Source organism: Rhodopseudomonas sp. WA056 (genome assembly GCF_010906995.1).
GTDB classification, from domain to species: Bacteria; Pseudomonadota; Alphaproteobacteria; order Rhizobiales; family Xanthobacteraceae; genus Rhodopseudomonas; species Rhodopseudomonas palustris_G.
Genome location: NZ_QPFS01000071.1, coordinates 1 through 24,782 on the forward strand (window position 1 = coordinate 1; position 24,782 = coordinate 24,782).

Annotated in this window: 22 protein-coding genes and 1 pseudogene; 12 read left to right on the forward strand and 11 right to left on the reverse strand. The window is 65.2% G+C overall.

What is annotated here, in order from left to right:
* From DU475_RS14660 to hcrC, 3 genes are all read right to left on the reverse strand, one after another.
* The coding region (locus DU475_RS14660) for an FAD binding domain-containing protein (RefSeq protein WP_246700327.1) at positions 1-213 on the reverse strand (213 nt) is incomplete at its 3' end.
* A 14-nt stretch (positions 214-227) separates the two neighbouring features.
* The gene (gene hcrA / locus DU475_RS14665; RefSeq protein WP_164632533.1) at positions 228-2,561 is read right to left on the reverse strand and encodes a 4-hydroxybenzoyl-CoA reductase subunit alpha; all 2,334 of its coding nucleotides are present in this window, start codon (positions 2,559-2,561) and stop codon (positions 228-230) included.
* Positions 2,558-3,049: a 4-hydroxybenzoyl-CoA reductase subunit gamma gene (gene hcrC, locus DU475_RS14670; RefSeq protein WP_047309628.1), complete on the reverse strand. Its 492-nt coding sequence runs from the start codon at positions 3,047-3,049 to the stop codon at positions 2,558-2,560. Before hcrC ends, hcrA begins: the two co-directional genes overlap by 4 nt.
* 166 nt (positions 3,050-3,215) lie before the next feature.
* On the opposite strand from hcrC, the gene DU475_RS14675 reads away from it, so the two are divergent.
* The 7 genes from DU475_RS14675 to DU475_RS14705 all read left to right on the forward strand — a co-directional run bounded on the left by DU475_RS14675 (position 3,216) and on the right by DU475_RS14705 (position 10,743).
* On the forward strand, positions 3,216-4,835 hold the full coding sequence (locus DU475_RS14675) for a benzoate-CoA ligase family protein (RefSeq protein ID WP_164632534.1): 1,620 nt from the start codon (positions 3,216-3,218) through the stop codon (positions 4,833-4,835).
* Between the two features lie 174 nt (positions 4,836-5,009).
* A complete protein-coding gene (locus DU475_RS14680; protein ID WP_164632535.1) occupies positions 5,010-6,188 on the forward strand; it encodes an ABC transporter substrate-binding protein in 1,179 nt (392 codons plus the stop codon).
* Positions 6,189-6,269: 81 nt separating this feature from the next.
* Positions 6,270-7,130, forward strand: a complete 861-nt coding sequence (locus tag DU475_RS14685) for a branched-chain amino acid ABC transporter permease (RefSeq protein WP_164632536.1) — start codon at positions 6,270-6,272, stop codon at positions 7,128-7,130.
* Between the two features lie 2 nt (positions 7,131-7,132).
* Positions 7,133-8,920, forward strand: a complete 1,788-nt coding sequence (locus DU475_RS14690; protein WP_164632537.1) for an ABC transporter permease subunit — start codon at positions 7,133-7,135, stop codon at positions 8,918-8,920.
* The gene (locus DU475_RS14695; protein WP_164632538.1) at positions 8,917-9,639 is read left to right on the forward strand and encodes an ABC transporter ATP-binding protein; all 723 of its coding nucleotides are present in this window, start codon (positions 8,917-8,919) and stop codon (positions 9,637-9,639) included. Before DU475_RS14690 ends, DU475_RS14695 begins: the two co-directional genes overlap by 4 nt.
* A 182-nt stretch (positions 9,640-9,821) precedes the next feature.
* On the forward strand, positions 9,822-10,217 hold the full coding sequence (locus DU475_RS14700) for a GNAT family N-acetyltransferase (RefSeq protein ID WP_349644194.1): 396 nt from the start codon (positions 9,822-9,824) through the stop codon (positions 10,215-10,217).
* Between the two features lie 61 nt (positions 10,218-10,278).
* Entirely contained in the window at positions 10,279-10,743 is a 465-nt protein-coding gene (locus DU475_RS14705; RefSeq protein ID WP_013503786.1) for an Rrf2 family transcriptional regulator, read from the forward strand.
* Positions 10,744-10,789: 46 nt separating this feature from the next.
* On the opposite strand, the gene DU475_RS14710 is transcribed toward DU475_RS14705, so the two are convergent.
* The 8 genes from DU475_RS14710 to DU475_RS14745 all read right to left on the reverse strand — a co-directional run bounded on the left by DU475_RS14710 (position 10,790) and on the right by DU475_RS14745 (position 19,239).
* Positions 10,790-11,035, reverse strand: coding sequence for a YfhL family 4Fe-4S dicluster ferredoxin (locus tag DU475_RS14710; protein WP_011156229.1), 246 nt, complete (start codon positions 11,033-11,035; stop codon positions 10,790-10,792).
* Positions 11,036-11,052: 17 nt separating this feature from the next.
* On the reverse strand, positions 11,053-12,627 hold the full coding sequence (locus DU475_RS14715; RefSeq protein ID WP_164632540.1) for a benzoate-CoA ligase family protein: 1,575 nt from the start codon (positions 12,625-12,627) through the stop codon (positions 11,053-11,055).
* A 115-nt stretch (positions 12,628-12,742) separates the two neighbouring features.
* Positions 12,743-13,576 carry a benzoyl-CoA reductase subunit D gene (gene bcrD, locus DU475_RS14720; protein WP_142882085.1) on the reverse strand — a complete coding sequence of 278 codons (834 nt, stop codon included), beginning with the start codon at positions 13,574-13,576 and terminating at the stop codon, positions 12,743-12,745.
* Between the two features lie 52 nt (positions 13,577-13,628).
* Positions 13,629-14,942 carry a benzoyl-CoA reductase subunit A gene (gene bcrA / locus DU475_RS14725; RefSeq protein WP_164632541.1) on the reverse strand — a complete coding sequence of 438 codons (1,314 nt, stop codon included), beginning with the start codon at positions 14,940-14,942 and terminating at the stop codon, positions 13,629-13,631.
* A gap of 11 nt (positions 14,943-14,953) precedes the next feature.
* On the reverse strand, positions 14,954-16,264 hold the full coding sequence (gene bcrB, locus DU475_RS14730; protein ID WP_164632542.1) for a benzoyl-CoA reductase subunit B: 1,311 nt from the start codon (positions 16,262-16,264) through the stop codon (positions 14,954-14,956).
* Positions 16,261-17,445, reverse strand: coding sequence for a benzoyl-CoA reductase subunit C (gene bcrC / locus DU475_RS14735; RefSeq protein ID WP_164632543.1), 1,185 nt, complete (start codon positions 17,443-17,445; stop codon positions 16,261-16,263). Before bcrC ends, bcrB begins: the two co-directional genes overlap by 4 nt.
* Positions 17,446-17,616: 171 nt before the next feature.
* Entirely contained in the window at positions 17,617-18,636 is a 1,020-nt protein-coding gene (locus DU475_RS14740) for a zinc-binding dehydrogenase (protein WP_164632544.1), read from the reverse strand.
* A 75-nt stretch (positions 18,637-18,711) separates the two neighbouring features.
* On the reverse strand, positions 18,712-19,239 hold the full coding sequence (locus tag DU475_RS14745) for a MarR family transcriptional regulator (protein ID WP_164632545.1): 528 nt from the start codon (positions 19,237-19,239) through the stop codon (positions 18,712-18,714).
* 122 nt (positions 19,240-19,361) lie between these two features.
* Here DU475_RS14745 and badH point away from each other — a divergent pair, with 122 nt between their 5' ends.
* From badH to DU475_RS14770, 5 genes and pseudogenes are all read left to right on the forward strand, one after another.
* Positions 19,362-20,129, forward strand: a complete 768-nt coding sequence (badH, locus tag DU475_RS14750) for a 2-hydroxycyclohexanecarboxyl-CoA dehydrogenase (protein ID WP_164632546.1) — start codon at positions 19,362-19,364, stop codon at positions 20,127-20,129.
* Between the two features lie 29 nt (positions 20,130-20,158).
* Complete coding sequence (badI, locus tag DU475_RS14755; RefSeq protein ID WP_107354141.1) at positions 20,159-20,941, forward strand: 2-ketocyclohexanecarboxyl-CoA hydrolase; 783 nt, start codon at positions 20,159-20,161, stop codon at positions 20,939-20,941.
* 63 nt (positions 20,942-21,004) lie between these two features.
* A complete protein-coding gene (gene aliB / locus DU475_RS14760; protein WP_164632547.1) occupies positions 21,005-22,156 on the forward strand; it encodes a cyclohexanecarboxyl-CoA dehydrogenase in 1,152 nt (383 codons plus the stop codon).
* Positions 22,157-22,213: 57 nt separating this feature from the next.
* Positions 22,214-23,857, forward strand: a pseudogene (aliA, locus tag DU475_RS14765) (cyclohexanecarboxylate-CoA ligase).
* Between the two features lie 27 nt (positions 23,858-23,884).
* Positions 23,885-24,661 (forward strand): enoyl-CoA hydratase-related protein, encoded by a 777-nt coding sequence (locus DU475_RS14770; protein WP_164632548.1) that lies wholly within the window; start codon positions 23,885-23,887, stop codon positions 24,659-24,661.
* The last annotated feature ends 121 nt before the right edge of the window (positions 24,662-24,782 follow it).

Here is a 24,782-nt window from a genome sequence, read left to right on the forward strand (position 1 = left end):
GGTGACTCCGGCGCGGATGGCCACGCCGCTGCCATCGACGACGGGCCGTTTGATCTCGGCGATGCCGGTGGTGTCGATCAGCATCTCAGGCTGAGCGATGCCGCGCCGCATGTTGACGAGCAGATCCGTGCCGCCGCCGAGCAGCCGTCCTCCCGGATGCGCCAGCAGTGCGGCGATCGCCTCATCGATCGAGCCCGGACGAAGCAAATTCAACGCATTCAGACCCGTCATGAGGCGGCCCTCACCGCCACCGCCCGCTTCGCTTCGCGCCGCCTCCGCGCCAGCGCCTCGACGACGCGATCAGGCGTCGCCGGCAGATCATCGAGATCGATGCCGATCGCATTGGCGACGGCGTTGACCATCGCCGGCGGAAAACCAGCGAGCGCACCTTCGCTGGCCTCCTTGGCACCGAACGGCCCAAACGGATCGACGCTCTCGACGATTGCAACCTCGATCGGCGGCGATTCGATCATCGTCGGCATCCGGTATTCGAGAAAGCTGGCATGCGCGGGCAGTCCGTCGAGATAGCGCGTCTCCTCGCACATTGCCTGCCCCATCCCCATCCACACCGCGCCCTGCACCTGCCCGACCACCGCGAGCGGATTGATGGCGCGGCCGCAATCCAGCGCCGCCCAGACCTTATCGACGGTGATCAGGCCGGTCGCGTCATCGACGCTGACCTCGACCACCTGGGCGGCGTAGCTGAATCCCATTGTCGAACCGACGGCGCCGCCACGATGTTTGCCGCCCTGCGATTCCGGCGGGCACGTGAAAGTGCCCTTGACCGTGATGGCGCCCTCGTCGACCAGCGCGGCTTTGGCCACTTCGGCGAAACCAAGCGCGGCCTGGACACCGCTGCCGATGAAGAAGCTCTCGCCGGCGCACTCGATCTGCTCCGGCGCAGCTTCGAGCTTGCGGGCTGCCGCCGCGATCAGGATCTGTTTCAACTTCGTCGCCGCATCGATGGCAGCGTTGCCGACCATGAAGGTGATGCGCGACGAATACGCGCCATTGTCCTTCGGAGTGATGGCGGAATCGCCGGAGATCACCCGGACACGGTCGAGCGCGACGCCCAGCGTTTCTGCGACGGTGATCGCCACCACCGTCGAAGAACCCTGGCCGATGTCGGCGGCGCCGGTGAGCGCGGTGACGCCGCCGTCGAAATCGAGCCGCAGCGCCACCACCGCGTGGGGTTCGCCGGTGAAGTGGATCGGCTTGGCCGAGCCGCTGACGTAGTGCGAGCAGGCCATGCCGAGGCCCTTGCCCGGCGGCAACCTGCCGATCCGATCGCGCCAGCCGCTGGCGCGCTCGACCTTGTCGAGGCACTCGGCGAGGCCGTAGCTGTTGACCATCAGATCGTTGAGCGTGCGCGTCGGCGCCGCCAGCAGATTGGCACGGCGCACCGCAAAAGGATCGAGGCCGAGTTCACGCGCCATCCGATCGATCAGATTCTCGAAGGCGTGACGAACGTCGACCGAACCGTGCCCACGCATCGCGCCGCACGGCGGCAGGTTGGTGTAGACGCGGTAGCCGTCGTATTTGATCGCCGGGATGTCGTAGAGCCCCTGCAGCAGCGCGCCGGCGTACAGGATGGTGACGATGCCGTACCCCGCATAAGCACCGCCGCGCTGCACCACTTCGCACGAACAGGCGGTGAACCGGCCGTCGCGCCGCATGCCGATCTTCAAGGTGACGTCGGTCTGCGGCCGGGCGCGATGGGTGATGAACGTCTCTTCGCGGCTCAGCCGCATCGACACCTTGCCGCCGGCCTTGCGGGCGAGCAGCGCGGCGATCACCTCGAAGTTCAGCACCTCCACCCGTGCGCCGAAGCCGCCGCCGACGAAAGGCTTGATCACCCGTACCCGCGACGGATCGATCTCGAGGCAGCGCGCCAGCATCAGATGCAAATAATAGCCGACCTGCGACACGCTCTGCACCGTAAGCCGCCCGGCGACCGGATCGTACTCCATCAGGCAGGCATGCGGCTCGATCTGGGCGTGGTTGACCTCGGCACAATGGTGCGTGTGGCTACGGATCAAATCGGCGGCTTCGAAACCTGCGGCGAGATCGCCGAACTCGTTGTGAACCTCGCGTTCGATATTGCCCGGCTTGTTGTCGTGCAGCAGCCAGGCGTCCGGGGCACGCGCGGCCTCCGACTCGTAGTAGGCCGGCAGCTCGCGCAGATCGAGCTCGATCAGGTCGAGCGCGCGCTGCGCCGTCTCGGCATCGACCGCCGCCACTGCCGCAACCGGTTCGCCGCGATACCGGACACGGTCGCGCGCCATCGGATACTCGTTCATCGCGATCGGCAGCACACCGTAGGTGATCGCGCAATCCTCGCCGGTGACGATCGCCGCGACCCCCTTCAGCGCCAGCGCCTTGCTGACATCGAGCCGAACGATCTCGCCATGACTGATCGGACTGCGCAAGATGCGTGCGACCCACGCGCCGGCATGATCGAGGTCGGCGGTGTAACGCGCCCGCCCTGTCACCTTGTCGACGCCGTCGACCAGCGGCACGCCGGCACGGTCGAGGCCCCCCTGGAACGCCGGACTGCTCATGGCGAAATCTCCGCGGCGGCCTGCACCGATTCAACGATCTTGGCGTAGCCGGTGCAGCGGCAGAGATTGCCGGACAGCGCCATCCTGATCTCGTCCTCGGTCGGCGACGGATTGCGGCGTAGCAGGCCTTCCGCCGCCATGATCATGCCCGGCGTGCAGAAGCCGCACTGCGCGCCGAGATGGTCATGAAAGGTCTGTTGCAGTCGATGCAACCGCCCGTTCGCCGCTAGACCTTCGACCGTTTCGACATGCCGCCCCTCGCAGCGCACTGCGAGCACCAGGCACGACGGCGCCGGCTCGCCGTCGATCAGCACCGTGCAGGCGCCGCACTCGCCGCCGTCGCAGCCGATCTTGACGCCGGTGAGGCCCGCAACGTCGCGCAGGTAATCGACCAGCAGCATGTCGTCGGTGACCGCGTCCTCGCGCCATCGGCCGTTGACGTTCAGGCCGAGCAGCCGCTTGCGGCGTCGCAGCATCATTTCATCCATGGGTCGCTCCCTCGCCGCAAGACTGTCGGCGCGGGAGGGCGACATCCATGACCAAAGTCAAGCGATCGTTACGCCGCAACAGTCGACTAAGCGCTTAGCAAAAATCAAGGAGATCATTCCGAGCGGACGCTTAGATCACTCCAATTCATAGACGGCGGAGGGAACCATGCCGCTACGCGACTACAACGCGGCGGTCGATTTCGTCGACCGCAACGTTGCGGAAGGCCGGGGCGGCAAGATCGCCTTCATCGATCCGCAGCGCGGCTTGAGTTATGGCGAGCTCCGCGACGCCGTCGCACGTGTCGGCCCGATGCTGGCGCGCCTCGGCGTCGAGCAGGAAAATCGTATTGCGCTGGTGCTCAAGGACACCGTCGACTTCCCGATCCTGTTTTGGGGCGCGATCCGCGCCGGCATTGTACCGGTACTGCTCAACACCCGGCTGAATGCGGACCAGTATCGCTATCTGCTGGAGGATTCGCGATCGAAAGTGGTTTTCGCTTCCTCGGAATTCTTGCCGGCGATCGAGGAGGCCGCGGCCGATCTGCCGCATCTGCGCACAATCGTCGCCGTCGGTGAAGCGCCGTCGCCGACCTTGCAACTGGCCGATCTGCTCGCCGCCGAGCAAGAGGGCGGTGCGCCCGCGGCAACCTGTGCCGACGACATCGCCTATTGGCAATATTCCTCCGGCACCACCGGGATGCCGAAGGGCGTGATGCACGTGCATTCGAGTCCACGCGTCATGGCCGAGAACGCCGGCCACCGGATCGGCTACCGCGAAGATGACGTGGTGTTTTCGGCGGCCAAGCTGTTTTTTGCCTATGGGCTCGGCAACGCGATGTTCTGCACGATGGGGATCGGCGCCACCTCGGTGCTGTACCCCGAGCGGCCGACCGCCGACACGGTTTTCGACACCTTGCGGCTGCACCGGCCGACGATGCTGTTCGCTGTGCCGACACTTTATGCCGCAATGCTGGCCGATCCGCGCTCGCGCACCGAGACGCTCCCGAACCGGCTGCGCCTGTGCGTCTCCGCCGGTGAACCGCTGCCGGCGCAGGTCGGGCTCAACTGGCGCAATCGTTTCGGCCGCGACATCGTCAACGGAGTCGGCTCGACCGAGATGGGCCACCTGTTCCTGACCAACCTCCCACACGCCGTGGAATACGGAACGTCGGGAGTACCGGTCGACGGCTATCGACTGCGGCTGGTCGACGAGAGCGGCCAGGACGTCGCCGACGACGAGATCGGCGAATTGCTGGTGAGCGGCGGATCGTCGGCCGCGGGCTACTGGAATCAGCGCGACAAGACACGAACAACCTTCGTCGGTGAATGGACCCGGACCGGAGATAAATACTACCGGCGCGCCGACGGCGTTTACACCTATTGCGGGCGAACCGACGACATCTTCAAAGTCAGCGGCATCTGGGTGTCACCGTTCGAAATCGAACAGGCGCTGATGAGTCACGCCAAGGTGCTGGAAGCCGCGGTGATTCCGGCCGAGGACACCGATGGGCTGGTGAAGCCGAAAGCGTTCATCGTGCTGGAGTCGCACGCCGAAATCGATCCCGGCGCGCTGTTCGACGAACTGAAGGAGCACGTCAAGTCTGCGATCGGGCCATGGAAATATCCGCGCTGGATTCAGATCATGGACGATCTGCCGAAGACGTCGAGCGGCAAGCTGCAGCGCTATCTGCTGCGCGAGATGACGCTCGGCGAAACTGAAGCCACGGAAAGCGCGCGTTCCACTTCTACGCTTTACGGGCGGGCCGCCGCCGGCAACGCACGATGACAGCCAAGTCGGGCTTGCGGGTGCAGCGCAATATCAGCGAGACTGACGATGCGACCATCGGCCTCATTGGTGTCTCGCAAAATGATCTGGCCCGATGTAATAGTCGCAATAAAGTACCGAAAAAACACAATGACGAGCTGATCGCTCGCGAGGAAGACCGAGGGGAGGACTACCATGATCGATCGACGTCGTCTGTTGTCGCTCGGAGCGTCAGCCGGTACCGCGCTGGCGTGCGGCCCGTTCATTCGCCCGTCCTACGCGCAGGCCGGCGCGCTGAAGGTCGGGCTGCTGCTGCCTTATAGCGGGACTTATGCACCGCTCGGCGAAGCGATCACCCGCGGGCTCGAGCTGTATGTGCAGTCGCAGGGCGGCAAGCTCGCGGGCCGGAGCATCAGCTTCGTCAAAGTCGACGACGAATCCGCACCGCCGAAGGCGACCGAACTCACCACCAAGCTGATCCAGAGTGAGAAGGCCGACGTGCTGGTCGGCACGGTGCATTCCGGCGTCGCGATGGCGATGGTGAAGATCGCCCGTGAGGACGGAATCCCGACGATCGTGCCGAATGCCGGCGCCGACATCATCACCCGCGCGATGTGCGCGCCTAACGTGTTCCGCACCTCGTTCGCCAACGGCCAGATCGGCCGTGCCACCGGCGATGCCATGATCAAGGCCGGCCTGAAGAAGGCCGTGACGGTGACCTGGAAATACGCCGCGGGCGAAGAGATGGTGTCCGGCTTCAAGAAGTCGTTCATCGCCGGCAAGGGCGAGGTGGTAAAAGACATCACCATCGCATTCCCCGACGTCGAATTCCAATCGGCGCTGGCCGAGATCGCCTCGCTGAAGCCGGACTGCGTCTATGCGTTCTTCTCCGGCGGCGGAGCGCTGAAATTCATCAAGGATTATGCGGCGGCCAATCTCGGCATCCCGCTGTGGGGGCCCGGCTTCCTCACCGACGGCGTCGAAGCCGCGGCGGGGCCAGCCGGTGATGGCATCAAGACCGTGCTGCACTACGTGGTCGACCTCGACAACACCGAGAATCAGGCGTTCGTCAGATCCTTCGAGGCCGCCTACAAGATCCCGCCGGACGTATTCGCGGTGCAAGGCTGGGATGCCGGGCAACTGCTCGACGCCGGTCTCAAATCGGTCGGCGGCGACGTCAGCAAACGCAAGGAACTGAACGCCGCGATGGCGAAGGCGAGCTTTGCCAGTCCGCGCGGACCGTTCAAACTGTCGGCTGCACACAACCCGGTGCAGAATTTCTATCTGCGCGAGCTGAAGGGCGGCAAGAGCGTCAATCTCGGCCTCGCCGCCCCGGCGGTCGCCGACGAAGCGATCGGCTGCAAGCTGAGCTGACACCCGCCGACACCTGCTGCAGCGGCCGGCGCATCGTCGCCGTCCGCTGTCCCGCACGACCGACATCGGTGACCGGTTCTCATGAGTCTCATCCTAATTCAGGCGCTGAACGGCCTTCAGACCGGGCTGGTGATCTTTCTGGCCGCCAGCGGCCTGACGCTGGTGTTCGGCATTCTCGGCGTCATCAATCTCTCGCACGGGTCGTTCTACATGCTCGGCGCCTATCTGGCGCTGTCTCTGACCGGCATGTTCGGCGACGTCTTCCTGGCGCTGGTCGCCGGCATTCCCCTCGCCTTCCTGCTCGGTCTGGCGATCGAGTGGCTGTTCATCCGCCACCTCTATGATCGCGATCACCTGCAGCAGGTGCTGCTGACCTTCGCGCTGATCCTGATCTTCAACGAATTCCAGCAGGTGGTGTGGGGCTCGTATCCGCACTCGATCCCTGCGCCCAGTTATCTGGCCCACAGCGTCCGGCTCACCGAAGGCCTGAGCTATCCGGTGTATCGGCTGGCCTTGATGGCGATCTGCGTTGCGCTGGCCATCGCAATGGCGATGGTGATCCAGAAGACCCGGATCGGCCGCCTGATCCGTGCCGCTGAATCCAACCGCGAGATGGTGGAGGCGCTCGGCTTCGACTCGCGGCTGATCTTCCGCATGGTGTTCGCCACCGGTGTCGCACTCGCCGCCACCGCCGGCATGCTGGCGGCACCGATCGAGAGCGCCTATCCGGGCATCGGCGATCGCGTGCTGATCATCTCCTTCGTGGTCGTGGTGATCGGCGGCATCGGTTCGGTGCGCGGCGCATTCATCGGCTCGCTGCTGATCGGCATGGCCGACGCCTTCGGCAAGGTGTTCCTGCCGCAGTTCTCCAGCATCATCATCTACGCGCTGATGGCGCTGGTTCTGGTGATCCGCCCGGCCGGGCTGTTCGGGCGGGCCTGACGATGCTGACCCGTCCCAACCTCGTCGTCGTCTTGTTCTTCACGGTGCTGCTCGGCTTCCTGCTGGCGCTGCCGTTCGTCGCCGGGCCGTATCCGGTCAAGCTGATGACCCGGATCGTGATCATCGCGACCTTCGTGCTCAGCCTCGATCTCCTGATCGGCGTCACCGGCCTCGTCAGTTTCGGCCACGCCGCGTTCTTCGGCTGCGGCGCCTATGCGGTGTACTTCGTCTCGCCGGAAGCGGAAGCCGCCAACGTCATCGTCGCGCTCGGCGCCGGGCTGCTGGCTGGGGGGCTTGCCGCACTGGTGGTGGGCGCGTTTGCGACCCTGACCCGCGGCTTCTATTTCATCATGGTGACGCTGGCCGCCGGCCAGATGCTGTTCGCGCTGTTCCATGACACCGACATCGCCAAGGGCTCGGACGGCGCCTACGTCAACGTCAAGCCCGAGCTGACGCTGGCCGGCCTGACGCTGCTCGATTTCTCCGACCGCCGGCAGTTCTACTACGTCTGCGTCGTCGTGCTGATCGCCGCCTACGGCCTGCTGCTGGCGCTGGTGCGTTCGCCGTTCGGCCGCGTGCTGCAAGGTATCCGCGCCAACGAGGTGCGGATGAGCTCGCTGGGCTACGACACCTATCGCTACAAGCTCGCCGCCTTCACCATTGCCGGCATGGTGGCGGGGTTGGCCGGCGCGCTGTTCGCATCGATCGACGGTTTCGTCACGCCCGACCTGCTCAACTGGCATCAATCCGGTCTCGCCATCATGATGGTGGTGCTGGGCGGCGCCGGCACGCTGTTCGGCCCGATCCTCGGCGCGCTCGCCTATTCGTCGCTGGAAGAACTGCTGAAGACCGCCAGCATCGTCGGCTCTTTTGTCGCCGATCACTGGCGGCTCGGCACCGGCGCGACGTTGATCGCCGCGGTGCTGATGTCGCCCGACGGTCTCGCCGGATTGCTGAATTGGCGGCGCAAACAGCCGCAGGCTGCGGCAGCGCGGCCACCCGCGGACGAGCCGCAGCGTCCGGCGAAGACTGCGAAGGCGCTGGCAGCCAGCCATCTCGGCAAGAACTTCAACGGCATCGTTGCGGTCAGCGACGTCACCGTGACGTTCGAGCCCAACAAGGTCCACGCCATCATCGGCCCGAACGGCGCCGGCAAGACCACCTTCACCAACCTGCTATCCGGCGCGTTGCCGGCCAGCGCCGGCAGTGTGCAGATCGACGAGCTCGACGTCACAGGCTGGCCGGCCTACCGGATCGCCCGCGCCGGCCTCGGCCGCTCCTATCAGCGCACCAACATCTTCCCGCGCTTCACAGTTCGCGAGAACTGCGTGCTCGCCGCACAGCTCGACAAGGGCGCGCTGTGGCGGCTGCGCGACGCGCCATATCGGGCGCGCGAAAACGCCGCGGTCGACCGTGCGTTGCGGGTCGCCGGGCTCGCCGATCGCGGCGACACCATTGCCGGGCGGATGTCGAACGGCGAGCAGCGGCAACTCGAAATCGCGATGCTGATCGCCAGCGGCGCCGATCTGCTGATCCTCGACGAACCGCTGGCCGGGATGGGACCGGAGGAAACCCAGCGGGTGGTGGCGCTGCTGCGCGATTTGGTGCGCGACCACACCGTGATCGTGATCGAGCACGACATGGATGCGGTGTTCGCCGCCGCCGATACGCTGACGGTGCTGGTGCAGGGCAAGCTGTTCGCCCGCGGCCGCCCCGATGAGATCCGGCGCAACGAAGCCGTGCTCGAAGCCTATCTCGGCCATCACGCCAAGATGAAGGAGTCGGCATGACCGCGGCGGCTCAGGCGATGCTCGACGCCCGCGGCATCGACACCTTCTACGGGCCCAGCCACATCCTGCGCGGCGTGAACTTCCACGTCGGCCGCGGCGAGACCGTCAGCCTGCTCGGCCGCAACGGCATGGGCAAGACGACGCTGCTGCGCACATTGATGGGACTGCTGAAACCGAAACGCGGCGCGATCCTATTCGACGGCCGTGACGTCACCGAAGCGAGGGCCAATATCAAGGCGCGCGCCGGCATGGGGTTCGTGCCGGAGGGACGCGGCATCTTTCCGAACCTATCGGTCGAGGAGAACCTGCTGTTTGCGGCGCGTCCCGGTCCAGATGGCCGGGTCGATTGGACCCAGGAGGCGATCTATCAGATGTTTCCGCGGCTGTTCGAACGGCGACGGATCTGGGGCAATCAGCTCTCGGGCGGCGAGCAGCAGATGCTGACGATCGGCCGGGCGCTGCTGAGCAATCCCAGCATCCTGCTGATCGACGAAGCGACCGAAGGTCTTGCGCCCAAGATGCGCGACGCGATCTGGGAAACGCTGGGGATCATCGCGCGCAAGGGGATCTCGATCGTGATCGTCGACAAGAACCTCGACGATCTGGTCGACCTGGTCGACCGCCACGTCGTCCTGACCAAAGGACAGGTGGTGTTCGAAGGCACTTCCGCCGAGCTGCTCGCCGATCAGGAGATGGTCAGAACCATGCTGGGCGTCTGAGCCGGCTCGTCTCAAAGATCAATCGACGCCCGGCGCCGTGGCTGCATAATCCGCATCAGAAGCCGGGATCACGCGGCACCATGAGAGAGGACAACGCGATGAGTGGCGCAAGCGGCATCACCGCAGCGGAGCCGTGCCGCGATGTGCAGATCCGGCCCGCTGCCGCGTCGGATGTGGCGCGGGTGGCGGCGATCGACGAGGCCGCGACCGGCGAAGTCAAGCCGCGGTATTGGCAAAGCCTGTTTGAGAGTTTCTCGCAGAGCCGCGCCGGCTGCCGCGCCTTTCTGGTCGCCGAGCTGAAGGGTCAGGTGGTCGGCTTCATCTGCGGCGAAGTGCGGGATTTCGAGTTCGGTGCGGAAAGCTGCGGCTGGGTGTTTGCGTTGACCGTCGATCCTGCGATAAGGGTGAACAGTATCGGCACGCAACTCTTTGAAGAGATTTGTCTAATCTTCACTCGCGCGGGGGTCAGGAAGGTTCGCACGATGATCGAGCACGACAATCAGCTCGTCATGGCGTTCTTCCGCAGTCAGGGCCTGATGGTCGGCCGGTTCATCGGAATGGAAAAGAATCTCGACTGATCGAACCGTCCCGACACGCTCGCGCGGTTTGTGGTCGAGACCAACACGAAGATTGACGCCGATGCGGCTGCAGAAATCGACGATGTGTGGACTGTACGCCGTGCTCGAACTCGCGGCGAATCCGGATCGTCAGGTTTCCGCCGGCGACATCGCCGACAAATACGACATTTCGCTCAATCATCTGGCCAAGGTGCTGCGCACCTTGGTGCGGGCGCGGCTGATCGAATCGGTGCGCGGCCCCGGCGGCGGCTATCGCTTCGCCGGCAATCCCAAGCGCGTCACCCTGCTCGACATCATCGCGTTGTTCGAAGACACCGGCCTCGATCTGCAGGAGGCCGCCTCCGACGAGCATGAAGAGAGCCGCGCGCTGCACAAGGTTCTGCGCGACATCGACGAGATCGCGATGACGACGCTGCGGTCGGTATCGATCACCTCGCTGCTCAAGGTAATCGACACCGAACGCCGCAAGGCCGATCGCGGTCCGAACGGCGCCTCGGCGCGGCATTCGTCCGCCGGACGGGCGTGATCCGCGCCGGCTTCGGACAAGCCGACGCGACATCTGGCGACACCGCTCAGGAATGCAATTGCTGGTACTTGTCCTGCAACTGCTCGGGCGTCTCGCGCCAATCCGGATTGGGCACGATGCAATCGGCCGGGCAGACGAGCTGGCACTGAGGCTCGTCCTCGGCGCCGACACACTCGGTGCAGCGGAGCGCATCGACCGCGTAGATCGTGTCGCTCGCCGAGATCGCCTGGTTCGGACACACCGGCCGGCACGCGTCGCAGGCCGTGCAGTCCTCGTTGATCATCAGCGCCATATCGCCCTCCTCCCGGTTCAGCCCAACACACCCTCGCGCAGCTTGAAGCGCTGAATCTTGCCAGTGGCGGTCTTCGGCAGTTCAGCGACGAACACCGTGCTCCGCGGATATTTGTACGGCGCCAGCCGATCCTTGATGAAGGTCTTCAGCTCGGTCTCCGACAGCGTCTGACCCGGCCGCGCCACCACATACGCCTTCGGCTTGGTCAGGCCGTGCTCGTCGGCGACGCCGACCACAGCCGCCTCGAGCACGCCGGGATGCTGCACCAACGTCGCTTCGATTTCGAACGGGCTGACATAGATGCCGCTGACCTTCAGCATGTCGTCGGTGCGACCCGCATAGGTGTAGGAGCCGTCGTCATTGCGGATGTATTTGTCGCCGCTCTTGGTCCAGCCGCCCTGAAACGTGTCCCGGCTCTTGGCCCGGTTGCCCCAATACATCGTCGCCGACGACGGGCCGTGAATGTAGAGATCGCCCGGCTCACCGTCGGCGACCGGTCCGCCGCTGTCGCCGCGCAGCTCGATCTGATAGCCCGGCACGGGCCAGCCGGTGGTGCCGTAGCGCACCCGGCCCGGCAGATTCGACAGGAAGATGTGCAGCATCTCGGTCGAGCCGATGCCGTCAACGATATCGATGCCGAAATGGCGCTGGAAGCGCTGCCCGATCTCCGCTGGCAGCGCTTCGCCGGCCGAGGACGCGAGCCGCAACGCTACCTGGTCGCGAGACGGCAGGTTCGGCGCGGCCAGCATGCCGGCGTAGCCGGTCGGCGCGCCGTAGAACACGGTCGGCTTCAACCCGCCGACGCCGCCGAGCCAGCGCTTGAACACCGCGTCCGGCGTCGGCCGCTCGCCCATCAGCAGCGTGGTGGCGCCGACCGTCATCGGAAAGGTGAGCGCGTTGCCAAGGCCGTAGGCGAAAAACAGTTTCGCCGCCGAAAAGCAGACGTCGTCTTCGCGCAGGTGCAGCGTGTTGCGGCCGTACAGCTCAGAGGTCCAGTACGGATTGGCGTGGGTGTGCACGACGCCCTTTGGCCGTCCGGTCGAACCCGACGAATACAACCAGAATGCCGGATCGTCCGCTTGCGTAGCGGCGGGCTTGTCGAGCGGCGCCTTTGCGCCGACGAACTCGGCGAAATCGACCTCACCCGGCTCCAGCGGAGCCGCGGGGCGCGAGACGATCACCCGCTGAACCTCGTGATCGCTCTTGGTCAGCGCCGCCTTCAGCACCGGATGCAGCGCGCCACTGACCAGCACCGCCTGGGCGCGCGAATGCTCCAGCATGTAGGCGTAGTCATCGGCGGTCAGCAGCGTGTTAACCGCGACCGGGACGATGCCTGCATAAATTGCGCCGAGAAACGACACCGGCCAGTCGGTGCCGTCGAGCATCAGCAGCAGCACGCGCTCTTCGCGTTTGACGCCGATCGCGCGCAAGGCAGCCGCGAGCTGACGCGCCTGGGCTTCGAGCTGCGCGAAGCTCAGCGACGAGACATCGTCGACGAACGCCGTCTTGTCCGGCCGGACGCGATTCGTCTGCAGCAGATGTTCGGCGAAATTGAATTTCTCGGGTGGCGGCGTGACCGCGGCGGCATTCATGGTTTCCTCCTGATCGCCTTTATGGTTGTCCGGAAGCGATCTTGACGCCGCTTTCCGCTCGCCGGTTGTGAATGCCGATATCGGCATCCACCCGGCTTCAGGCTGATCGCAATTATCAGGCGGCGCGGGCCATGTCGGCAAGCCTCTTGTGACGGAAGGCCCCCCACAGCGCTGCGCCGATCGCCCCGGCATAGATCGCGTCCGGATGGCTCTCGATCGCGACGTCGACCCTGGCCTTGACCACGGCGTCTTTCATCGCGTCGACCAGCCCGGCGTCGAGCGCCAGTCCACCGGTCATCTGCACCGTGCCATCGAGGCTACCGAGGGTCTTGAGCAGCTTGGCCAGCCGGTCGGCCATCGATTCATGAATGCCGCGCAGAATGTTCGGCGACGAGATACCGCGCGACACCATGTTGATGACGTCGGTCTCGGCCAGCACGGCGCAGATGCCGGAGACTTTCTCCGGATTGTCGGCACGCTGCGACAGCGAACCGATCTCGTCCTGCGCGATGCCGAGATAGCGGGCGATGTTCTCCAGGAACTGTCCGGAGCCCGACGCGCACTGGCTGGTCATCTTATAGGCCAGCACCTTGCCGCGATCGTCCATGCGGATCGCCCGGCCGTGCAGCGCGCCGGTGTCGAGCACCGCGCGGCTGCCCGGATTGAGATAGATCGCGCCACGGGCATGCGTCGTCATCGAGTAGAAGTGCCCGGTGTGGAAGGTGAGCGCCTCGCCCTCGCCGGTGGTGGCGCAATAGGCGACGTCGGCGCGCGCCAGGCCCGTCTCTTTCAGCAGATCGTCGTAGATGTCGCCGGCGAGCTTCAAGGGATCGCGCTGCCGCACCCGCTCGACCCGCTTACCGAGGCAACGCTCCTGGTCGCCCTCGACCGCGAACGCCACCACCTTGATGGCCCCGGTCCCGACATCGATCCCCGACGTGATGGTCATCGTTTTCTCCTCGCAAGTCCGGCCGAGCGTTCGATCATCCGAGCGCTACCATTCACGCCGCGACGGCGCGGCGGGCGAATTCGGAGGCGCCGAGGGCGCCGGTGTAGATCGAGTCCGGATTGATGTTGATCGTCACCTCGCCGTAGTTCTCCTGGATCAGCTTGCGCAGCTCGCGCACCGCCGCCTCGTTCTTGGCGACGCCGCCGGTGAAGGTGAACTGATCGGTGACGCCGCCCGAGCGCGAGATGATCGAGATCGCCCGCAGGATGATGGCGCGGTGCAAGCCGGCCAGAATGTCCTCGCGCTTCTCGCCGAGCGACAGCCGATCGCGCAGTTCGGCACCGGCGAACACCGTGCAGGTCGAGTTGATCCGCGCCGGGCGATTGGATTGCATCGCCAGCGGGCCGAGCTCGTGCAGCCCCATGTTCATCTCGTCGGCGATGTAGCCGAGATAGCGGCCGCAGCCGGCGGCGCAGCGGTCGTTCATCTGGAAATTCTCGACGATGCCGTGACCGTCGATCTGAATGCCCTTGGTGTCCTGGCCGCCGATGTCGAGCACGGTGCGCGTGCCGGGATACATCATGTGGGCGCCGAGGCCGTGGCACAGGATCTCGGAGCGAATGTGCTCCTTGGAGAACGGCAGCGTCACCCGGCCGTAGCCGGTTCCGACCAGATAGGTTTCCTCCAATTCGATCCCGAGCGCCGATTCGATCATCGCGGCGAAATCGCCTTCGCCGTCGGCCGCGTGCGAATCCGCAGCCAGCATTCGCGCTACGGCGCGGCGAAACTTGTCGCTGAGGTCGCCGCCCGGCGGCCGGTTCTCGACCTCGATGATCGACTTGTCGTAGGCGTTCAGCACCATGTCGAGCGCGATGCCCATCTCGCGGGCCACCGCTTCGGCGTGGACATGAAACCGCGAGCCGGCGATGTCGCGGAAAAAATCCGACTTGCGCTTGGCACCAGGAGCATAGAGCGAGGCCGCCTCCTGCCGCAGCCGGGCGAAGATGATGTGCAGCGCCTCCTGCAGCGGGCCGGCAATCGACTTGAAGCGATCCGCCTCGAGCTGGCGATGACACGTCTCCTCCAGATCGTCGAGCTGCTCGAGAAACTGGATCAGCCGGAAGTTGCGCTCCAGCGCCGCCAGAAACTCGGCGCTATGCTCGTGGCCGGCCTCGCCGACGTGAAGTGCGCGGCGGAACAATGTGAAGCGGGCGTCGATCCGCGCCTCTTCGGAGGTGACGCGGGCGGCGGTAGCGTAGTTCGAGCGAGAATTGGTGATGCCGCGCCCGATAACCTCCTTGTTCTCGTCCATCAGCACCGCCTTGGTGGTGGTGGAGCCGAGATCGATTCCAACGAAAGTCCGCATCGTTGCGCTCCTCAGGCGGCGCCGCGGAAGCCCGCGCGCTTCTGTTCGATCATCTGGAAATAGCTCTCCAGCCGGTTCTTGACGTTGGCGGCGGAGAAATAGCGCGGGTCGACCAGATCGGTCTCGATGAACGCCGCCGGCTTGCCGGTGCGCTTCTCGACCTCGCGCATCATCAGGAGCTGGCCGGCGGAGAACGAATTGCAGCTCTTGATCGAATTGATCAGAAGGCCGTCCGCCTGGTATTCGTTGATATAGTTCTCCAGCATATCCACCCGCATTGGCAGGTTGCGGTTGGTGTAGACATTGAGGCAGTATTCGGCGAGCGACTCCAGCGGGCGGTCCGGATCGTGGCGGAAGCCGTAATCATAGGTGCCGCCGACCTTGGTGTAGCTCGAGGCGACGACGACCGCGCCCTCGTCGTAGAACATCTTCCAGAACTGGCGGAAATTGGTGTAGTTCGGCGGGCCTTCGACCACCAGGCGGTAGCGCTCCTGCCCCATGTTGCCATCGGGCGTCACCGGCCCCTTGCCCTGCGCGATCCGCTGCTCGACCTCGGCGCGCAGGAATTTGTAGTATTCGATCGCGTCGTCGGTGCCGCGGAAGGCGCCGAAAATCGGCCCGATGTAATAGATCCCGCCGAAATAGGCGTCGATCGGCGACGGCTTGTGCTTGGCCGATTGCAGCACCCAGACATGATCGTCCTCGGCCTTGGCGGATTTGCGCAAGTATTCGCGCAACCGGTCGATGTCGAACTTGACGCCCGAGATCCGCTCCAGCTTCGGGATCACGTCCTGCCGGAGCTGCTTGACCATGTAGCTGATCATGTCCTTGGTGATCCGGCCGTCGGCCAGATACGGCGTCTGGAACATGATGGTCTCGCATTTATACTGCCGGCGCAGCAGCTCGAACCATTTCATGAAGGTGAAGCAGCCGGTGTAGGATAGCAGCAGCACGTCCGGGTCGGGCAGCGGCTTGCCGTTCGGGCCGATATTGCCCTTGGCCATCATGCCGATATCGGATTTGACGTAGGTGCAGACGTCCTCGGAATGACCGAGCTTTTCCGCCTCCATCACGTAGCCGCCGCTTTGCCGCCGCAGCCCGTTCTGGATCGCGTTGACCTCCGGCAGGTTGTTGACCATGTCGAAGCACATCAGCAGCTCGTTGAGATTGCCCGGCACGAAGGTCGCAGCGACCTTCTCGCCGCGCTCCTTGGCGCTCGCGAGACGATCGTAGTGGGCATTGACCATCTGCTTCTGCCGCGCCATCGACGCATCCTTGATGGCTTCCGGCGGCTTGGTCTTCGGTCCGACGATGACGGTCATGCTCCGCTCCACAATTTGATCGAATCGGCGAAGGTGCCGGCCTGCTCGCGGATCGGCTGCATCTGGCCGGAGTTCTCGGCGTATTTGAACGCGATCTGCGGGATGCCGTGGCTCTTCAGCACCGCTTGCAGCATCGGCCGCTCCAGCAGGCCGGGATCGCAGAACGACGTCATGGCGAAGATCACGCCTTCGGCGCGGTTCTTTCGCACGCTGTCGACGAGATACAGCCCCTTCTTGGCCTCGTCCGGCTCGTATTTCGGCGGCGTCGATTTGGAATCGTGCAAATAGGCGCTTGCGAGATTTCGCAACGGATCGCCGTCGAGCGCGACGTCGGAATTCTCCCAGCGCGTCACCAGAATGAAGTCGTCGTCGACGATGTAGCAACCGGACAGCTCGATCGACTTGATCAGGTTCAGCGGCGGCTGCTCGCAGAACATGCCGCAGATCACCACGCGCGAATTGTCCTTGATCGGCCGCTGCTGCAGCCGCACTGCCGCCAGGTAATCGGTGAGCATCTGGTTGTGCTCCTCGACCGGGATCACCATGCCGGCGCGGAGCAGCAGATAGAGTTCCGCCGACGGCACGTTCCACGGCTCGTCGGCGCGCAGCTGATACAGCGCACGGACCAGCCGGCGGTTATCGTTGAACACCGCGATCGAGGCGCGGATCGCATCGGAGGTGATTGGCTTGCCGGTGAGGCTCGACAGCCATTCGCAGGTTTCGCGCAGCTCGCTGACATAGAACTCGCCGCCGAGATCGTCGTCGAAATTGTGCGGCAGGTCGATGTAGCGCGCGCCCTTGGATGGGAACATCAGCTTCCACATCCCCGACAGATTGCGGATCACGTCGCAGATCGATGGGAACATCATGCCGTCGACGAAGTCGAGCCGGCCGGAGACGCCAAGCTCGATGGTCGAACGCGGAATTCGGCAGATGTAGCTCTGATAGTAGGCGTCGCCGTGGATCACTTCGAGCTGGTCGCCGCCGCCGAAGATGCCGAGCGGCAGCCCGCCGGCTGCGTGCACCAGCTCCCGCGGGGCGTAGTAGGGCAGAAAACCGACCACGATCCGGCCGGGTTCGGCGCCCTTCCATTCGCGGGCGGCGGTGAAGCTGAGATCGGAGAACAGCGCCTCGCAACGGGCGATGATGTCCGCCGTGGTGTGATGCGGCCTGTCGAGCATGCCGGTCGTCCTCCCTGCCCGGCGGCTCTGCCGGGGTCGCGCTGCCGGCCTTTTTCCGGTCCGGCGATTTAAATGCAATCTAGTATTGGAATACGAAAATTAATTTGATGCGGATCAAATTTTGCGATGGAGAGCCGACACGCGACGGACGGCGCTCCGTAGCAGCGAGGCTCAGATGTCGATCGCGATCTTGCCGAACTGGCTGCCGGATTCGAGATGATCGAATGCGGCTCGGATATCGCCGAGTGGATAGTGCAGATCTATGGGCGGTGTCAGCTTTCCGGCATCGCACCAGGCGATCAGATCGGAAAGCTCACTCGGGTTGCCGAGGGTCGAGCCGAAGATCTGAAGCTGGCGGATGAATACCCGGCGCAGATCGGCCGGAGGCTGATCGCCGATCGTGGCACCGCAGGTCGCGACCCGCCCGCCGCGCACCAGCGATTTCAGCGCCGCGCTCCACATCGCACCGCCGATATTCTCGATCACCACGTCGGCGCCGCGGCCGCCGGTCAAGTCCATCACCGCGGCGGGGATCTTGTCGGCCGGCGCATCGATCACCGCATCGGCGCCGAGCGCCCGGGCCCGCGCCAGCTTGTCGGCGCTGCGGGAGGTCGCCAACACACGGGCGCCGGCGGCCGCAGCAATCTGCATCGCCGCGAGCGACACGCCGCCACCAACCCCGAACACCAGCACGGTTTCGCCCGGTTGCAGCTTCGCCTTGGTGAACAGCATCCGCCACGCCGTGAGATAGTTCACGCCGAGCGCAGCGGCCTGGGCGAAATCGAGCCGGTCAGGGATCGGCAGTGCATTTCCGGCCGGCACGCTGACATACTCGGCCATGGTGCCGTCGCGATGCTCGCCGAGCAGGCTCATCTTGGCGCACAGCACCGGCTCGCCGCAGCGGCAGAATTCGCAAGAACCGCAGACGATGCCCGGATACAGCGTCACCCGCCGGCCGATCAGCTCGGGTGCATCCGCCTCCTCGATTACGCCGGCCCCGTCGACGCCCATGATCTGCGGCAGACTGTGGGTGATGCCGGCGCCGCTGTCGCGCATGTAGAGGTCGACGCGGTTGACGGTCGCGGCGCGCATCCGCACCAGCACTTCACCCGGGCGGCGCTGCGGCGTCGGGCGATCGCCGACCTCGATCACCTCGTTGCCGCCGTGACCGGTCATGAATGCCGCCTTCATCGCCTCCGCCCTCCTCGTCTTGTTATCGCTTCCACCCGATAGACGTTGGATGACGCCCGCGCGCCTTGACCAAAGTCATTCCAGTTCCGTCGCCACAGCTTCGCCCGCAGCGCCATCGTCGAGACGCTTCATGTTGTCGAGGATCTTGAGCAGGTAGTGCAGCGCGTGGGTCACATCATTGATCGAAAAATCCCCAAGCACTTCGCCGTAATACGCCCGGATCTTCGGCTGCGCGAGCACCTCCCAGACGTGGCGGCCGGACCTGGTCATCGTCACCAGCCGTGAGCGTCGGTCGCGCTCGTCCGGAACGACCGCGACATGACCATCGCGCTCCATCCGGCTGATCAGACCAGTGAGGTTCTGCCGGCTGACCATCAGATAGCGGGCCAGATCGCCGATGCTCATGCCGTTCGCCACAGCGGGTCGCGACAGCGCTCCGAGCACCGCCCATTGCTGCGTCGTCAGCCCCTCGGCTTCGACCGCCCGCGTGCCGGTTTTATGCAACATATTGGCGCATTGATAGAGGCGAAAGAACAGCCGGTTGGCCAATTCCATCTTCGCATCTGCAGCATTATCGGCATTCGTGCGCTTATTTGCCATCATCAACCATCTTGACGCATCTTCGCAAGGCTGACTAGATATAGCAATATATTGTCCTAGTTGCCAGCTTCGACCGCGGGCTTCCTGGGGAAAAAGAGATCAGAATCAAAGAGGAGCGAGCGAGGATGGCGCGGCTGCAGAACAAAACGGCGGTGATCACGGGTGGTGGCGGCGGCATCGGCGGGGCGACGTGTCGCCGGTTTGCGCAGGACGGTGCCAAGGTCGCAGTGCTCGACCTCAATCTCGACGCCGCCGAGAAGATCGCCGGCGAGATCCGCGCCGCGGGTGGCGCGGCCGAAGCGATCCGCTGCGACATCGCCGACCGCAAAAGCGTCGACGCCGCGATCGCGACGACGACGGACAAACTCGGGCCGGTGGACATTCTGGTCAACAACGCCGGCTGGGACATCTTCAAGCCGTTCACCAAGAGCGAGCCGGGCGAATGGGAGCGACTGATCGCCATCAACCTCACCGGCGCGCTGCACATGCATCACGCGGTGCTGCCCGACATGGTCGAGCGGCGCTACGGCCGCATCGTCAACATCGCCTCAGACGCAGCGCGCGTCGGCTCGTCGGGCGAAGCTGTGTACGCCGCCTGCAAAGGCGGCCTCGTCGCATTCTCCAAGACCTTGGCACGCGAACACGCCCGCCACGGCATCACCGTCAACGTCGTCTGCCCGGGGCCGACTGACACCGCGCTGCTCGCCGGCGTGACCTCCGGCGCCGCCAATCCGGAGAAGCTGATCGAAGCCTTCACCAAGGCGATCCCACTCGGCCGGCTCGGCAAGCCCGACGATCTCGCCGGCGCGATCGCGTTCTTCGGTAGCGATGACGCCAGCTTCATCACCGGCCAGGTGCTGAGCGTCTCCGGCGGCCTGACGATGAACGGCTGAGCCCAATCAACAATAACGGGAGGATTCCGATGCAGTTCGAAGACCTGATCTATGAAATCCGCAACGGCGTGGCGTGGATCATCATCAACCGTCCGGACAAGATGAATGCGTTCCGCGGCACCACCTGCGACGAGCTGATCAAAGCGCTGTACAAAGCCGGCTACGACAAGGACGTCGGGGCGATCGTACTGGCCGGCGCCGGCGACCGCGCCTTCTGCACCGGCGGCGATCAGTCCACCCACGACGGCAATTACGACGGTCGCGGCACCGTCGGGCTACCGATGGAAGAACTGCACACAGCGATCCGCGACGTGCCCAAGCCGGTGATCGCCCGCGTCCAGGGCTATGCGATCGGCGGCGGCAATGTGCTGGCGACGATCTGCGACCTGACGATCTGCTCGGAGAAGGCGATCTTCGGCCAGGTCGGCCCGAAGATGGGCTCGGTCGATCCCGGCTACGGCACCGCGTTCCTCGCCCGCGTCGTCGGAGAAAAGAAGGCCCGCGAGATCTGGTACATGTGCCGGCGTTACTCGGGCAAGGAAGCCGAAGCGATGGGCCTCGCCAATCTCTGCGTGCCGCACGAGGAGCTCGACGCAGAGGTGCAGAAGTGGGGCGAGGAACTGTGCGAGCGGTCACCGACCGCGCTCGCGATCGCCAAACGCAGCTTCAACATGGACACCGCGCATCAAGCCGGCATCGCCGGCATGGGGATGTACGCGCTGAAACTCTATTACGACACAGAGGAATCGCGCGAAGGCGTCAAGGCGCTGCAGGAGAAGCGTAAGCCCGAATTCCGCAAGTACATCAAATAACCGCTCTCCCGCCGACGACGGCGCCGGCAACGCCGGCGCTCGAATTCTCAAGGAGGGCGAGGCATGAATCCATATTTGAATGAAGACCTCGTGGCGCTGGCCGCGCAGGCCCGGCGGTTCGCCGCCGACCGGATCGCGCCGGGATTTCAGGAACGCGACCGCACGCGGGTGCTCGACCGCGGCTTGATGAAGGCGATGGGCGAGATGGGCTTCATCGCGCCCGAACTGCCGGAAGCTTGCGGCGGGCTCGGCATGGGCAGCCTCGCGGCCGGCGTGATCCACGAGGAGATCGCGCGCGCCGACCTCAGCATGTCCTACGTCAATCTGCTCGCCTCGCTGAACGGGCAGATCCTATCGCAGCACGGCCAGCGCGAGATCGTGCAGCCGTGGCTGACGAAGCTGATCGCAGGCGACGCGCTGTTCGCGATCGCGCTGACCGAACCGCGCGGCGGCTCGGATGCGGCGAACCTGCGGCTGCGGATCGAGCGCGACAGCGACGACTACATCGTCAATGGCGAGAAGACCTCGATTTCCGCCGCCGATCAGGCCGACGCCGCGGTGGTGTTCGGCCGCACCGGCTCGATCGAGTCCGGCGCTCACGGCGTCACCGCACTGCTGATCCCGATGGACCTGCCCGGCATCACCCGCAACAGGTTCGACTGCCACGGCCAGCGCGCGATCGGCCGCGGCTCGCTGTTCTTCGAGAACGTGCGCGTCCCGGCCGCGCATCGGCTTGGCGACGAGAACAAAGGCTTCGTCCAGGTGATGCAGGGCTTCGACTTCTCGCGCGCACTGATCGGCCTGCAAGTGCTCGCAGTCGCGCGCGTCGCGCTCGAGGAAACCTGGGCGCACGTCGCCGAGCGGCAGGCGTTCGGCAAACCGCTGTCGGCGTTTCAGGGCGTGTCGCATCCGCTCGCCGACCTCGACACCCAGGTCGAGGCCGCGCGACTGCTCTGCCTGCAGGCGCTGTGGCTGAAGGACCACGGCGCGCCGCACAGTGCCGAGGCAGCAATGTGCAAATGGTGGGCGCCGAAACTCGCTTACGACGTGATCCATCAATGTCTGCTGATGCACGGCCACGGCGGCTATGACCGCGGCCCGATGGAGCAGCGGCTGCGCGACGTGCTCGGCTTTCAGATCGGCGACGGCACCGCGCAGATCATGAAGACGATCATCGCGCGCCACCGTGCCGGCCGCGCCGCAGTGCCGGCCTGAGCGGAGGTGCCGCCGAGACACTCTGCATTCATAACTAATAACTATTCCGGGGGAAACATGGAGTTCGACGCTGTTCTGCTGCCGCCACGCCGCGCCGCGAGCATCGCCGCCGGCCTGTGGCACGACCGCACCATCAATGACGATCTCGACGCCTGCGTGGCGCATTGCCCCGACAAGGTCGCACTGCCCGCGGTCCGGCTCGACGGCGGCGCGGTGCGCCGCTTCAGCTACCGTGAGCTTGCGACGCTGGCCGATCGCGTCGCGGTCGGGCTCAGCCGGCTTGGTGTCGGCCGCGGCGACGTCGTGGCGATGCAACTGCCGAACTGGTGGCAGTTCACCGCGCTATATCTCGCCTGCTCGCGGATCGGCGCGGTGCTCAACCCGCTGATGCCGATCTTCCGCGAGCGCGAACTGTCGTTCATGCTGAAGCACGGCGAAGCCAAGGTACTGGTGGTGCCGAAGAGCTTCCGTGGCTTCGATCATGAAGCCATGGCGCGCGGCCTGCAGCCCGACCTGCCAGCGCTTCGGACCATCGTAGTCGTCGATGGCGGCGGCGCGGATGATTTCGACACGCTGCTGACGACGCCCGAGTGGGAAAAGGAAGCGAACGCCGCCGCGATCCTGAGCCGCAGCCGGCCCTCCCCGGACGACATCACACAACTGATTTACACCTCCGGCACCACCGGCGAGCCGAAGGGCGTGATGCACAGCGCCAATACGCTGATGGCCAATATCGTGCCTTACGCGCAGCGGCTCGCGCTTCGCGAGTCCGACGTGATCCTGATGGCGTCGCCGATGGCACACCAGACCGGCTTCATGTACGGCCTGATGATGCCGATCATGCTGCGCGCCAGCGCAGTGTTGCAGGACATTTGGGATCCGGCGAAAGCCGCCGAGCTGATCCGCGCCGAGCGCGTCACCTTCACCATGGCGTCGACGCCGTTCCTCACCGATCTGACGCGCGTCGTGAAGGAGAGCGGCGAGCCGGTGCCGAGCCTGAAGACCTTCCTGTGCGCCGGCGCGCCGATTCCCGGGCCGCTGGTCGAACAGGCTCAGGCTGGGCTCGGCGCCAAGATCGTCTCGGCCTGGGGCATGACCGAAAACGGCGCGGTGACGCTGATCAAGCTCGACGACGATGACAAGCTCGCCTCGACCACCGACGGTTGCCCGCTGCCCGGCGTCGAGGTCAAAGTGATCGACAGCGACGGCAAGGCGCTGCCGCCGAACCAGATCGGCCGGTTGGTGGTGCGGTCGTGCTCGAATTTCGGCGGCTATCTGAAGAGGCCGAACTGGAACAGCACCGACGCCGACGACTGGTTCGACACCGGCGACCTCGCCTACATGACGGCGGACGGCTACATCCGGATCAGCGGCCGCAGCAAGGACGTGATCATCCGCGGCGGCGAAAACATCCCGGTCGTCGAGATCGAGGCGCTGCTCTACAAGCATCCCGCCGTCGCCTAGGTGGCGATCGTGGCCTATCCGGACGACCGGCTCGGCGAACGCGCCTGCGCCGTGGTGGTGCCGAAGACCGGGGCGAGCATCGACTTCGCCGCGATGGTCGAGTTCCTCAAGGCGCAGAAGCTGGCGCTGCAATACATCCCCGAGCGCCTCGTGGTTCGCGACGCGATGCCGGCAACACCGTCCGGCAAGATCCAGAAATTCCGGCTGCGCGAGATGCTGCAGCAGGACGATCTTTAGACCACACACCGACCACGGAGCACGACCTTGTCGTCCAATCCCATTATCACCGAAACTCAGGGCCGGGTCGGCATCATCACGCTGAACCGGCCGGAAGTCCTCAACGCGCTGAACGACGCGCTGATGGATGCGCTCGGCGCGGCGCTGCTGGCGTTCGACGCCGACGACGGCATCGGCGCGATCGTGATCACCGGAAATGCCCGCGCGTTCGCGGCAGGCGCCGACATCGCCTCGATGGCCGCGTGGAGCTATAGCGACGTCTATGGCTCGAACTTCATCACCCGCAATTGGGAGACCATCCGCCGAGTGCGCAAGCCGGTGCTGGCCGCGGTGGCGGGGCTTGCCTATGGCGGCGGCTGCGAACTGGCGCTCGCCTGCGACATCGTGATCGCCGGCCGCAGTGCCAAATTCGCGCTGCCGGAAATCAAGCTCGGCCTGCTGCCCGGAGCGGGCGGCACGCAACGCCTGCCGCGCGCGATCGGCAAGGCAAAAGCCATGGACATGTGCCTGTCGGCGCGACCGCTCAACGCCGAAGAGGCCGATCGCTACGGCCTGGTATCGCGCGTCGTCGATGACGACAAGCTGCGCGACGAGACCGTGGCGCTGGCCAGCACGATCGCGGCGTTCTCCGCCCCGGCGCTGATGGCGCTGAAGGAAAGCCTCAACCGCACCTTCGAGAGCACGCTCGCCGAAGGCATCCTGTTCGAGCGCCGCGAGCTGCATGCCCGCTTCGCCAGCGCCGACGCCCACGAGGGCATTCAGGCTTTCCTGGAAAAGCGGGCGCCGCGCTTCACCCACCGATAGTCGTTCTGTTCTTTGGTGGAATCGGGGCTGCGCTAATCCTCGTTTCTCGCGCCAGGGCCACGGAACGCTGCTGCGTTCCGTGGCCCTGTAATCGTTCGCGGCAGATCAGACGAAGCGGAAG

Excerpts from the sequence above, each read along its gene's own strand:
- badI (WP_107354141.1), top strand. The coding sequence starts at position 20,159 with ATGCAGTTCGAAGACCTGATCTATGAAATCCGCAACGGCGTGGCGTGG.
- DU475_RS14740 (WP_164632544.1), bottom strand. The coding sequence starts at position 18,636 with ATGAAGGCGGCATTCATGACCGGTCACGGCGGCAACGAGGTGATCGAG.
- DU475_RS14715 (WP_164632540.1), bottom strand. The coding sequence starts at position 12,627 with ATGAATGCCGCCGCGGTCACGCCGCCACCCGAGAAATTCAATTTCGCC.
- DU475_RS14705 (WP_013503786.1), top strand. The coding sequence starts at position 10,279 with ATGCGGCTGCAGAAATCGACGATGTGTGGACTGTACGCCGTGCTCGAA.
- DU475_RS14710 (WP_011156229.1), bottom strand. The coding sequence starts at position 11,035 with ATGGCGCTGATGATCAACGAGGACTGCACGGCCTGCGACGCGTGCCGG.
- hcrA (WP_164632533.1), bottom strand. The coding sequence starts at position 2,561 with ATGAGCAGTCCGGCGTTCCAGGGGGGCCTCGACCGTGCCGGCGTGCCG.
- DU475_RS14690 (WP_164632537.1), top strand. The coding sequence starts at position 7,133 with ATGCTGACCCGTCCCAACCTCGTCGTCGTCTTGTTCTTCACGGTGCTG.
- DU475_RS14680 (WP_164632535.1), top strand. The coding sequence starts at position 5,010 with ATGATCGATCGACGTCGTCTGTTGTCGCTCGGAGCGTCAGCCGGTACC.
- bcrD (WP_142882085.1), bottom strand. The coding sequence starts at position 13,576 with ATGACCATCACGTCGGGGATCGATGTCGGGACCGGGGCCATCAAGGTG.
- badH (WP_164632546.1), top strand. The coding sequence starts at position 19,362 with ATGGCGCGGCTGCAGAACAAAACGGCGGTGATCACGGGTGGTGGCGGC.
- aliB (WP_164632547.1), top strand. The coding sequence starts at position 21,005 with ATGAATCCATATTTGAATGAAGACCTCGTGGCGCTGGCCGCGCAGGCC.
- DU475_RS14695 (WP_164632538.1), top strand. The coding sequence starts at position 8,917 with ATGACCGCGGCGGCTCAGGCGATGCTCGACGCCCGCGGCATCGACACC.
- hcrC (WP_047309628.1), bottom strand. The coding sequence starts at position 3,049 with ATGGATGAAATGATGCTGCGACGCCGCAAGCGGCTGCTCGGCCTGAAC.
- bcrC (WP_164632543.1), bottom strand. The coding sequence starts at position 17,445 with ATGCTCGACAGGCCGCATCACACCACGGCGGACATCATCGCCCGTTGC.
- DU475_RS14745 (WP_164632545.1), bottom strand. The coding sequence starts at position 19,239 with ATGATGGCAAATAAGCGCACGAATGCCGATAATGCTGCAGATGCGAAG.
- DU475_RS14685 (WP_164632536.1), top strand. The coding sequence starts at position 6,270 with ATGAGTCTCATCCTAATTCAGGCGCTGAACGGCCTTCAGACCGGGCTG.
- bcrB (WP_164632542.1), bottom strand. The coding sequence starts at position 16,264 with ATGACCGTCATCGTCGGACCGAAGACCAAGCCGCCGGAAGCCATCAAG.
- DU475_RS14675 (WP_164632534.1), top strand. The coding sequence starts at position 3,216 with ATGCCGCTACGCGACTACAACGCGGCGGTCGATTTCGTCGACCGCAAC.
- bcrA (WP_164632541.1), bottom strand. The coding sequence starts at position 14,942 with ATGCGGACTTTCGTTGGAATCGATCTCGGCTCCACCACCACCAAGGCG.